Consider the following 11,190-nt stretch of genomic DNA (forward strand, 5'->3'; position numbering starts at 1 on the left):
CCAACTTGATTCATATGGCCTGCGCAAGCAGTTGAAGCCGTCTGCCCTGCATGCTTTTCCCAAAAACGAGCGGTTGATCTTGTTCGAACGCTCCGATATGCGGCGCAGGCTGATCGAACAACTCGATCAAGCGGAAGCCGGACTCGGTCACATAGCGGACAAGTTCCTGCGGAAACAACAGCCGATGCTTCAGATGTTCCGCGATCGGCTCCTGCCCGTCGAATTCCCAGCTGTAATCGCGCAGCAGCAGCTGATTCGGCAGGTCGATCGAAAAACGCGTGCGCAGCGTCACTCCCTGCTCCCCGTGCACGCGCCGGTCGATCAGTTCTTCCTCCAGCCAGCGCTGCCCTTCGCGGGTAAGGAAAAACGCCGCGTTGCGCATATCGAGATACAGCAGGCCGCCTTCCTTCAAATGGTTGCGGAAGCAGCCAAGAGCAGCGCGTACGTCGTCGTTCGTAAAATTGTACAAAAACGTGCTGCCCACGCAGGTCAGCGCATCGAATTTCTCGTTCAGCTCGAAACGTTCCTGGTCTCCGCGCACGAAAGACCGTTCGGGATACTTCTCCCTGGCCCAGCGCAGCATCTCTTCCGACTGGTCCAGCCCCGTGACGTCGTACCCGGCTTCGCTGAGCCAGTCCACTTCCCGGCCCGGACCGCAGCCGACGTCCAGCACTTTCGGTCCCGAGTCGTATTCGCGCAGCAGCTTGTCGATAAACTGCGCCATGCCGAAATCTTCTTCTCCGTTAAAAGTGAGGTACAGCGACGGACGGGTGTGCAAAAAATTGTCGCGATCCGGATTGAGTGGCGCCGGCATGAAGTTGCTCCTCCTTCAAAAATCAATGATAGATAAACAGTTCGGAAGTCCCGCCGCTAAACTGCGTAAACGGAAACGGTTCGGCCACGACGCCCCGCACGCCTTCGCCCACGAACCGTGCGGCGATGGCGCTGCCGGTCTGGGCATAGACGGTGAGCGGTATTCCGCGTTCCTTGACCTTGTGCACGATCAGGTCGAAGCTGCCGTTGCTCAGCGTCATGCCCGTACAGATGACGCTGTCCGCCTGCTCCAGCACCACATTCATATCCGGTTCCACGCGCTGTCCGCTCTGCGTCCGTTCCAGCTGCAAATCGCAGGGCAGGCAGATGCCTCCGCGCCGCTCGATCGCTTCGATCAGCGGATTGACGACGCCGATCAGCGCAACGCGGCTGCCGGGAACGATCCGGGCCGTATCGGCGACGCAGGCGTCGCGCAGCAGCGCCTTCTCCAGCGGAGTACCGGCGGGAATATCCGCCACTTCCCGGCAGGCGCCGCGATGCGGCCGCATTGCGGCCAGATAGGCGTCTATCGCCGCCACGCGCACCGGCAGACGCTCATCGCGCAGCAGCTCCGCCACGGAACGGCCGGAGCATTCCCCGGCCGCGTCCGCGGAGAGCTGCCCGGGCGTATGCGAGCATGCGCCAAAAGCTTCTCCTACCCGCAGCAGCAAATAATGATTCCGGTATTTCACGGCAGAACCGGGAAACTGCGTCGTCTGGTATATACTTACCGCGCCGGTCGCGGACACCGATTCGGGATCGGCGCCGAGTTCTCCCCGCAGAATCGCTTCGCGCAATCCGTTCAGGTTCAGGTTCATGGCGAGACTTCGCTCTCTGCCGCGTAAAGAAGCCGGGTACGCGACAGCGCGTCTTCCGCGTAGCTTCTGGCCTGCCGCCCTTCGCGATCGATCGCGACGACGTGGCCCAGATAGCACGCGTTGTCGATCGGCGCTTCCACGAAGCGGGACTCGCAGTCCGCGAACTGGAACCGGGCGAGGCGGGCGTCGTTCGCCAGTTCTTCCGTTCCTTCCAGGCGGGCGATCAGGCCCGACTTCGGCGGAACGAGGAACGCGATCGCGGCGCTGCGAACGCCCCGGTCCTGCGTATCAAGCGCAGGCTTGAGGCCAAGCGCCAGATCGACGAACACGTCCAGCAGATCGAGTCCGGTGACGTGATGCACGAGTTCGACGATGTAATTGCCGGCCGTTCTCGGATTGATCTCGACGATGCGCGGACCGTCCGCCGTCAGCATCACTTCGGTATGCGCGATGCCGTGGTCGAAGCCGACCGCTTCAAGCGCGCTTTCGACGAACTGCCGCACTTCCCCGGCCATCTCTTCGCTCAACTGCGCCGGGAACATATGTCCGTTCTCGATAAAATAAGGCGTGCCGGTGACCGATTTGTCGGTAATGCCCAGCGTATGAATCTGTCCTTCGCAGCAGACGCTCTCCACGCTGACTTCGCGGCCTTCCATAAACGCTTCCAGCAGCATGCGGCGATCGCGTTCCTGATCCCGGAAGTTAAGCGGGAAGTTCTCGAGGGCCGCATAGGCCATATGTAATTCCTGCGCGTCCCGAATAAGATTGACGAACGCGCTGGACGCCAGATCGACAGGCTTGGCGACGAGCGGATAGCCGATCTCTTCGGCCGCGGCCCGCGCTTCTTCCCATCCGCGCACGATGCGGTACGACGGATTGGCAAGCCCCGCCCGATCAAGCGCTTCGCGCATCCGGTATTTGTTCCTGACCTGCCCCACCGCGGCGGGAAACGGACACGGAAGCGACAACGCCTGCGCCACGTCCTTGACCGTATCGATGTAGTAATCGCACACCGTAATGACGCCGTCGAACGTGTAAGGCCGCAGCTTCTCGATCAGTTCGGCCGTATCGTTCGTCTCGGCGATCAGCACTTCCTGCGCATGCGCGAGGACCGGATGCGGCGATTCGCTGCCCTCTTCCCCGTAATGGCCCGGCCTGCGGGTGACGAACGTGTACGTGTGGCCTCTTTCTTCAAGCAGCACAGGCAGCAGCCTGCCGCTCGCTCCGACCCAACTCTCGATCATCAATAAATGCGCCATACTTGTCCCCCTCCTTTTTCGTAATGATTACGATTATACAATATACACCATTCATTTATTTGTCAATAGATCCATATCGCTAAAAAAGGCGCATAAATTGTTTGCTGTTTGAAGAATTGTAGTATCGCTATTTGCCCGTTTTTCGCTTTTTTGGCCTATCTAACGAATCGATATATCCTTATTGAGCGCTGGAAGGCGGTTTAAGGCGGATTTGGAGCAAATAGCGTGATGACGATTCGTTAAAATGTGAAAAAGCGAGCTGGAGCGCAAATAGCGGGATCAGGATTCGTTAGCGTGGCGGAATAAGCGGGCGTGGGGAGCGGGAAAGTCCCGTGTGGCGCAAATCGGCAGGCGGGACAAGATACACCCCACAATGGACACCGCCTACGAACTCCAGCCGCAAGCGAAGCGCATTCGATACGGAATCAATGAGGGATCGCGAACGGCAGCAAAAAAGGCCTTTTCCCGGAAATCCGGAAAAAGGCCTTGATGGATCTGATGCTGAAGTTGCAGGGTCTTACTCGCTCGTGTTGGCGCTTGTGCCCAGAATGCTGCGGATCGCGCCCAGGTCGCCGGCGCTTTCTTCCAGCAGAAGCAGCAGCGAACCGGATTGTACGGCTGCGTCGTACTTCTTGGCTTCTTCCTCGCTAAAACCGAGGGCCGTGAAGTCTTCGCTCCAGCCGTTGCCGCCGTAATACGTGTCCGATCCGATAAACTTGTGCGCCAGCTGGCCTGCCGCCACGTAAGGGCCGACGTTCGTGAACTCGCTGCCTTCCGATCCGCTGAACGTGTCGCGAATGCTGTGCAGGAATCCTTTGGACTCTTCGGGCTTCGTGTTGGATTCCGGCGATTTGAGGTTGGTATCCTCGCTGATTTCTTCGATATTTTGAGGGTCGCGGCCGATTACGGTAATGCGATCGTTTCCGATTCCCTGCGCTTTGAGCTGGTGGATGGCATCAAGTGCCGCCTGTTCGGTCGAAAATACGCCAACAATCGTTCGGTTAGTCATATTAGAATCCTCCTGTGTTGTCCTGGTCTTGATGGAAGTCCGCTTGGCTTCCTTCTCTTTTTCCTATTAACCGAATCCGGGCCATGTTAACCGACTTTCCGACTTGAGACCCGGTCCGTCCCGCTCCGCGCATAGATATTCGACGCCGGCTTGGTTATAATTAAGATTCGAATCGCGGACCGAACCGCGAACTATAGAAGGAGGACTTCCCTTTGGAACAACTGAACGCCTTATCGATCGAAAACGAAGACCAGCTGCGGCGCTGCCTCGCCGTGCGGCGGGAAGTCTTCATCGAAGAACAGAACGTGCCGGAAGAACTGGAAATCGACGAATACGACCGGATCGGCTCGTCGGCCGGGCACGTCCTGCTGACGGCCGGAGACGACGATGCGGCCGCCGGACGCTTCACGCCTTACCGCGACGGAGCGGCCAAAATGCAGCGCGTGGCTGTTCGTTCCGCGTACCGCGGCCGGGGTCTCGGGCGGGTACTGATGGAGGCGCTGGAACAGGCCGCCCGCCGCGCCGGCTTCCGCAGCGTCGTGCTGGACAGCCAATGTCACGCCGAAGGCTTTTACACATCGCTCGGCTACGTTACCGTTTCCGGCGAACCGTTCTACGACGCCGGCATTCTGCACGTGCGGATGGAGAAGGCGCTGTAGCGCCGGAACACCGGCAGCGGCAGCGGGTTCTGCTTCCCCCGCCTGCCGACCGCATGGTCTGTTCGGCGCGAACCGGGCGCCAACGCAAAAAAAGGCCGGGACTTGGCGTCCCGGCCTTTTTGTCGTTCGCCGCTCCCGGATTATCCCCGGAAGGAACGAACGTACCGTTCGTTGCTTGCGGTCTATCCCCGGAAGGAACGAACGATAAAGCGATGCTCGCGCTTGTCGAGCACGGCGCCGTCTTCGAGCGTCACCGTCTGGTCGTTGTGCTTGACCAGGCGGGCGCTCGAAGCCAGCAGTTTGTCTCCATGCCACACCATCACGGCGGAGTTGAACAGGATCGCGTGCTCGAACTGGCGCATCGTCTTCATGACGTAGCCGATCGCGTTCGGGCGCCCCGCGGCCTGGCGGATCTCCTGCGGAAGAACGGCGATTTCCCGGATCGACATGATATCTTTCATACCGATTCGTACGCCTCCGGGGCTGAGGACCACGTACTGCTCTTTGTCGTTCCAGCGAATCAGGGTCCCGTAGCGCTTCGTCTGATACGGTCCTCCGTTGTCGACCACGACTTTTTTGCCTACCCAATGTTTCAAAGCGCGCACCTCCGGGCAGCCGCTTTACAGCGGCGGTATTTCCCAATTTATCGGCTGGATGCCGTGTGTTTCCAAATAGGCGTTCGTTTGCGAAAAAGGCCGGCTGCCGAAAAATCCGCCGCGGGCCGAGAGCGGGCTCGGATGAACCGATTTGAGCACGTGATGACGCGACGCGTCGATCAAAGCTTCTTTTTTCTGCGCGTGGGCGCCCCACAAAATAAAGACGGCCGGCTGTTCCCGTTCGCCGATCGCCCGAATCACCGCGTCGGTGAAACGCTGCCATCCCAGCTTTTGATGCGAAGCGGCTTGCCCTTCCCGCACCGTCAGCACGGTGTTGAGCAGCAGCACGCCTTCTTCGGCCCAATGAATCAGGTATCCGTGGTCCGGGACCGGGACACCGAGATCCGAAGATAGTTCTTTGTACATATTTCTCAGCGAAGGAGGGATCTTGACCCCCGGCAGAACGGAAAAACTCAACCCGTGGGCCTGCCCCTGCCCGTGGTAAGGGTCCTGACCGAGAATGACGGCCTTGACAGCGGCAAACGGGGTCAATTTCAAGGCCTGAAACAAAAGCGGCTCCGGCGGATACACGGTATGGGTCCGATATTCTTCCTCGACCCGCTGCATCAACTCCCCGAAATACGGTTGATGAATCTCTTCTTTCAATACCTCGTCCCAATCGTTGCCAAACATTCGTTTCGCTCCTTTCCAAAATTTTCTATGACGGCCCGAAAGAAATGCGTCCGGCCTTCATTACCCCAAAACGTTTCCGACGCTTCGGACGCCTCAAAACGTTCAAAAAGCCGACTCTCGCGCGAACAAGAGCCGGCCTGGCGATCCGGTAAACGTTAGCAATTATACTAGCACGTTTGGCGGTAAGGCGCAATTTGAACCGTGCGGCGCGGCGCCTACTTGCGGCCGTAATCGGCTTTGATTTCGCCCCAGTCCCGCGTTTCCCATTTCATGATTTTGGTCCGGTACGGATGCGTCTCCAGCCATTCGACCGCCCGATCGACGAGCGTCCAGATCTCTTCGGTCGATTTGTCGCGCGGAAGCGTGGACGCTACCCGGCGCTGCTTGACCCATTTGATCGCGTTGACCGAGTCGCTGTAGACGGACTTGCCGCTGCCTTCGCGCTCGATATGGGCCAACGCGTGCACGATCGCCAGAAATTCGCCGAGATTGTTCGTTCCTTTGGCAACCGGCCCGTGCGAGAAAATCACTTCTCCCGTCGCGGTGTCGACGCCTTTGTATTCGACCGGCCCGGGATTGCCCCGCGTGCCCACGTCGACCGAGATGCTGTTGTAGTCGATCTCGCTTTTCGGGACGGCGCCGGCTCTCGGACCTGCCGTTTTCTTCGCGGCTCCGGCGGCGCCGGACCTTATGTACGGCTTGGCGCCGCCTGCGTAAGCGGCTTCGGCCGCGCTTTTCGATTCGAACGACTTATACCGGGCGCCCGGATATCCGTCCACCTGCGCTTTGCATTCCGCCCAGGTCGCATAAATGCCGGGCTGCTTGCCTGTCCAGACGACGTAAAACTTTGACTTGCCCATGCGCACCTCCAGCCTCTGTCGGCCCGTTTTTGTGAAACACTTCATTATAAGGGATGTTTTCGTCCAAATGCAACCGGAGAAGAAGACGGCGGACCGGAAATATGGCGCTGGAAAAAAAGGCTGAAAAACGCGTTCGGCTTTTACGTTTTTATCCTTGTATACACTTGTATACACTAACTCCTTATGTTAACCTATTTACATAATGATCTGTTTATTTTACCGCAAAGGAGCTGGTTCATGCCTATGTCCAAAATGGGAACGCCCGCCATGGGACGCATGAAATTCGACGAAAACCTCGAAAAACCCGATCTGTCGCCCGCCATGCTGCGCCGGATCGCGGCTTATTTTATTCCTTACCGCAAACGGACGCTTGCTGTACTCGCTGTGCTCGTCGTCACTTCGCTGCTCGGTCTGCTGCCGCCTCTGCTCATCCAGCAGATCGTCGACCGGGCGCTGCCCGGCAAAGACATGCGGCTGCTCTCCTGGCTCGTGCTGGCTTCGCTCGGAGCGACGATCGCGTCGGGCACGCTCGGCGTGCTGCAAAGCTATCTGAACACGTATATTTCGCAGCATATCGTGTACGACATGAAGAACAAAATGTACCGCCATCTGCAAAGCCTGCCGCTGTCGTTTTTTTCCAACGTCAAGCAGGGCGAAGTCATTACCCGCATGACGAGCGATATCGCGGGCATTCAGGGCGTGTTCAGCGGAACGCTCGTCAGCTTCGCCAGCAACGTGCTCATTCTCGGTTCGACGGCGGTGACGCTGTTCATCATGAATTGGAAACTGGCCCTGCTCAGCCTGTGCGTACTTCCGCTGTTCGCCGCGCCCACCCGCCGCATGGGACGCGTCCGCTGGAAATTCGCCAAGCAGACGCAGGAGAAGCTCGCCCAGCAAAACCGGATCGTCGAAGAAACGCTCGGGATCAGCGGCTATCTGCTCATGAAGCTGTTCGCCCGCGAATCGCGCGAATACGAAAGTTTCCGCGAAGCGAACGCGGAGACGACCCGGTTGCAAATCCGCGAAGCGACGGCCGGACGCTGGTTCATGATGCTCGTCGGCACCTTCGGTTCGATCGGCCCGATGCTGATCTATCTGTACGGCGGCTACCTGTTTATTCAGGGCGAGCTCACGGTCGGCGCGATCATCGCTTTCGTGGCGCTGCTCGGCCGCCTGTACGGTCCGGTCGGCCAACTGACCAACCTGTACGTCGATATCAAGCGCTCTGTCGCGCTGTTCCAGCGCATTTTCGAATATTTCGATATCGTGCCGGATATCGCGGACGGCCCGGACGCTCTGCCGCGCCATGCGGACAACGGCTCGGCGAACCTGCCCGAAGCCGCAGCCGGCGGCATCGAATTCCGCGGCGTCGGCTTCGCCTATCGGCCGGACAAGGCTGCGCTGCGCGGCATTTCTTTTGTCGCCGAGCCCGGTACGATTACGGCTCTGGTCGGTCCGAGCGGCGCGGGCAAGACGACGATCACGCAGCTCATTCCGCGCCTGTACGACGTGGGCGAAGGCAGCGTCTTGATCGGCGGCGCCGATGTGCGGTCGCTGACGCTGGAATCGCTGCGCTCGAATATCGGGCTCGTGACGCAGGATACGTATCTGTTCAACGGTTCGATCCGCGAGAACCTGCTGTACGCGGACGACAGTGCGGACGAGCAGCGACTGATCGCCGCCTGCCGGGCCGCCTACATCCACGATTTTATCGAGGGACTGCCGGACGGCTACGATACGCTTGTCGGCAATCGCGGCATCAAGCTGTCCGGCGGCGAAAAGCAGCGGATCGCTATCGCGCGGGTACTGCTCAAAAACCCGCCGGTCGTCATTCTCGACGAAGCGACGTCGGCGCTCGATACCCGCTCCGAGCATTACGTGCAGCAGGCGATGCAGTCGCTGCTGCGCGGCAAGACCGGCATCGTGATCGCGCACCGGCTGTCCACCGTACGCGGCGCGGACCAGATTCTCGTCGTGGACAACGGAACGATCGCGGAGCGCGGCCGGCACGACGAACTGCTATCGCTCGGAGGACTGTACAAAGAGCTGCATGACAAGCAGTTCGCCGCCCGGGAAGGCGCTTAGACGGCGGACTTCCCTGTTCCCGCCAACGTGCCACCGGCTTCGGCCCGAAATCGACTATTCATCAGACCTGGAGGGATGATTATGCTTACGTTAGAAAACCGGTACCAACACCGCTTCCTGATCGTGCACGCCGACGATTTCGGCATGTGCCATTCGACCAATCGCGCCATCGTCGAGCTGTGGGAGCGCGGCGCCATCACTTCGACGACGCTGATGGCGAACTGCCCCTGGGCGCTCGAAGCGGCGACCGCCGTCTCTTGGGACCCTCAGCTGGACGTCGGCGTCCATCTGACGTCGACCAGCGAGTGGAAGCTGTACAAATGGGGACCGCTTCTGCGCCAACCGGGCGCGGAGACGCTGACGGACGCCCTCGGCCATTTCCCTGCCGATACCCGGCATATGCCGGAAGTGGACGCCGCCGCGCTTCGCGCCGAGCTGAACGCCCAGATCGCGTTCGCCAAGACGATGGGCATCGATCCGACGCATCTGGACAATCATATGGGCAGCCTGCGCGGCGCCCATCACCGGCTGCTGATCGAGCTTGGTGCGGAGCACGGGCTGCCGGTTCGCTTCTCCGAATATCCCGACTATGCGAGCGGCGACGAAGCGGAGATCGCCGCGCTGTGCCGGCAGCTCGGCGTGCTGCATCCCGACCGGGTGATCGGCCTGCCGTTCACCTACGCCGACGAAGAAGATTACGGCTTCGCCCGGGAACATGTGCGGTCCCTGCTGCGCAACCTGCAGCCCGGCGTGACCGAGCTGCTGTTCCATCCGTCGCTGGAGACGGACGAACTCAAAGCCATTACCGACAGCTGGCCTTACCGGCTGTACGATTACCGGCTGTTCCTCGATCCCGAAGTACGCCGCGTCCTCGCGGACGAAGGTATCGAGCTGATCGGCTGGCGCGAACTGCGCGAGCTTCAGCGCGCGGAGGTGCGCTGAGGGCGGAGCGGCGACGTCGCGGGAGTAAGGCGAAGGCCTCGGCAGCTTCGCGGCGCGGATAAACGGAAAAAGAGTCGGTCCCGACGGGACCGGCTCTTTTTCCTCTAAGCTGCGGTCTTTCGTTTGCTGTCTGTTCTTTTATCGTCTAGGAAAAGCGTACCAGCTCGTCCACCTTCACTGCCCGCCCCTGCGCCATGGACAGATTGGCGGCGATGCCGGTGAGAATCGAGCGCGCGCCGTCCACGTGGTCGGCGGCCCGGCGGAAGCGGTCTTCGACCGGTTCGCCGAACAGATCGTTCAGCAGCACCGGATCGCCGCCGCCGTGGCCGCCTTCGCCTTCTTCGAAGTCTGCCTTGTAAGGTTCGCCGAACATCGGGAAGACGAGAATATTCGCGCCCTGCAGCGCGCCTTCAAGCGCTTTGTCGCCGCCCGCGTTGACGTACGACTGCTCGACGACGTTCGCTTCGATCCGTCCCTTCGTCCCGTTGAACGCGATGCGGTAGCCTTCCCACGGCAGATAGGCGTTCAGCGAATACGTCAGCAGCGCCCGGTTTTTGTACCGGACCATGACGCTCATCGTGTCTTCGATCGAGATACCGTCGCCGAACACGCTCTGGTCGCGGCGGTAGCCGTCTTCGCTTTCGGCGTCGAGATACATGCCTTTGAGCTGTTCGTTATCGTCGAGCGTGAGCGCAAAAGGATCGCCTTCGGCGTTCGGATGCCCCGTCGCCCGGTCGTAAAATTTGGTCACGCCGCGGTTCTCCGCGTTTTCCCGGCCGTAGAACAGCAGGTCGCCCATCGCGAACACCGTATCCGGCTGCGAACCGATCCAGAAATTGACGAGATCGAAATGGTGCGTCGATTTGTGCACGAGCAGGCCGCCGCCGTTGCGCTTGTCCCGATGCCATCTGCGGAAATAATCGGCGCCGTGCCGCGTGTTGAGCAGCCATTCGAAATGGATCGACGTCACGTCGCCGATCGTGCCGTTTTCGATCAGCTCGCGAATTTTCGTATGATGCGGCGCGTACCGATAGTTGAAGCTCACCCGCACTTTGCGCCCGGTGCGCGAGACGGCGTCCAGAATCTCCTGGCATTTCTCCGCGTCGGTCGTCATCGGCTTCTCCGTAATGACGTCGCAGCCGAGTTCCAGCGCGCGCACGATATACCGGTGATGCGTGCGGTCGACGCTGGTTACGATCACGCAGTCCGGTTTCTTTTGCGCGATCATGTCTTCGAAGCGTTCGCTCGGGTACGTGTCCACTTCGGGGTAGTCGTAGGTTTCCCGCAGCCGCTTGTTCGCATAGTCCATCCGCACCCGGTTAATATCGCAAAAAGCGAGCAGTTCCGCCGTCTCCCGAAACCGGTTCGCGATCGCTCCGTAGAAAAATTCCGCCCGGCCGCCGGTGCCGACCAGGACGTACGTTTTTTTGCCCATGCTGTCTCCTCCTTCGATTGC

Annotated in this window: 11 protein-coding genes; 3 read left to right on the top strand and 8 right to left on the bottom strand. The window is 60.0% G+C overall.

Going from position 1 to position 11,190, the window contains the following annotated elements; translation table 11 throughout:
- Window positions 1-10: 10 nt before the first annotated feature.
- The 4 genes from FTE24_RS13590 to FTE24_RS13605 form a co-directional block, all read right to left on the bottom strand.
- Window positions 11-814, bottom strand: coding sequence for a class I SAM-dependent methyltransferase (locus FTE24_RS13590; RefSeq protein ID WP_150230161.1), 804 nt, complete (start codon window positions 812-814; stop codon window positions 11-13).
- A 22-nt stretch (window positions 815-836) separates the two neighbouring features.
- Window positions 837-1,631 carry a Rossmann-like domain-containing protein gene (locus FTE24_RS13595; RefSeq protein ID WP_150230163.1) on the bottom strand — a complete coding sequence of 265 codons (795 nt, stop codon included), beginning with the start codon at window positions 1,629-1,631 and terminating at the stop codon, window positions 837-839.
- Entirely contained in the window at window positions 1,628-2,890 is a 1,263-nt protein-coding gene (locus FTE24_RS13600) for an ATP-grasp domain-containing protein (protein WP_150230167.1), read from the bottom strand. The genes FTE24_RS13595 and FTE24_RS13600 overlap by 4 nt, the downstream gene beginning before the upstream one ends.
- 517 nt (window positions 2,891-3,407) lie before the next feature.
- Window positions 3,408-3,899: a general stress protein gene (locus FTE24_RS13605; RefSeq protein ID WP_150230170.1), complete on the bottom strand. Its 492-nt coding sequence runs from the start codon at window positions 3,897-3,899 to the stop codon at window positions 3,408-3,410.
- Between the two features lie 212 nt (window positions 3,900-4,111).
- Between FTE24_RS13605 and FTE24_RS13610 the strand changes: the two genes are divergently transcribed.
- On the top strand, window positions 4,112-4,558 hold the full coding sequence (locus FTE24_RS13610) for a GNAT family N-acetyltransferase (protein ID WP_150230173.1): 447 nt from the start codon (window positions 4,112-4,114) through the stop codon (window positions 4,556-4,558).
- A gap of 182 nt (window positions 4,559-4,740) precedes the next feature.
- On the opposite strand, the gene FTE24_RS13615 is transcribed toward FTE24_RS13610, so the two are convergent.
- The 3 genes from FTE24_RS13615 to rnhA form a co-directional block, all read right to left on the bottom strand.
- Window positions 4,741-5,154 (bottom strand): hypothetical protein, encoded by a 414-nt coding sequence (locus FTE24_RS13615; protein WP_150230176.1) that lies wholly within the window; start codon window positions 5,152-5,154, stop codon window positions 4,741-4,743.
- Window positions 5,155-5,178: 24 nt separating this feature from the next.
- Window positions 5,179-5,847 carry a uracil-DNA glycosylase gene (gene ung / locus FTE24_RS13620; RefSeq protein ID WP_141446228.1) on the bottom strand — a complete coding sequence of 223 codons (669 nt, stop codon included), beginning with the start codon at window positions 5,845-5,847 and terminating at the stop codon, window positions 5,179-5,181.
- 215 nt (window positions 5,848-6,062) lie between these two features.
- Window positions 6,063-6,707, bottom strand: a complete 645-nt coding sequence (rnhA, locus tag FTE24_RS13625; protein ID WP_150230179.1) for a ribonuclease H — start codon at window positions 6,705-6,707, stop codon at window positions 6,063-6,065.
- A gap of 237 nt (window positions 6,708-6,944) precedes the next feature.
- Between rnhA and FTE24_RS13630 the strand changes: the two genes are divergently transcribed.
- Window positions 6,945-8,792 carry an ABC transporter ATP-binding protein gene (locus FTE24_RS13630; protein WP_237401759.1) on the top strand — a complete coding sequence of 616 codons (1,848 nt, stop codon included), beginning with the start codon at window positions 6,945-6,947 and terminating at the stop codon, window positions 8,790-8,792.
- Between the two features lie 81 nt (window positions 8,793-8,873).
- The gene (locus tag FTE24_RS13635) at window positions 8,874-9,734 is read left to right on the top strand and encodes a polysaccharide deacetylase family protein (RefSeq protein WP_160441761.1); all 861 of its coding nucleotides are present in this window, start codon (window positions 8,874-8,876) and stop codon (window positions 9,732-9,734) included.
- Between the two features lie 145 nt (window positions 9,735-9,879).
- Here FTE24_RS13635 and FTE24_RS13640 read toward each other — a convergent pair whose 3' ends face one another.
- On the bottom strand, window positions 9,880-11,169 hold the full coding sequence (locus tag FTE24_RS13640; protein ID WP_150230183.1) for a Gfo/Idh/MocA family oxidoreductase: 1,290 nt from the start codon (window positions 11,167-11,169) through the stop codon (window positions 9,880-9,882).
- Window positions 11,170-11,190: the final 21 nt, after the last annotated feature.

The sequence above is a fragment of the Saccharibacillus sp. WB 17 genome, assembly GCF_008634075.2.
Taxonomy (GTDB): domain Bacteria; phylum Bacillota; class Bacilli; order Paenibacillales; family Paenibacillaceae; genus Saccharibacillus; species Saccharibacillus brassicae.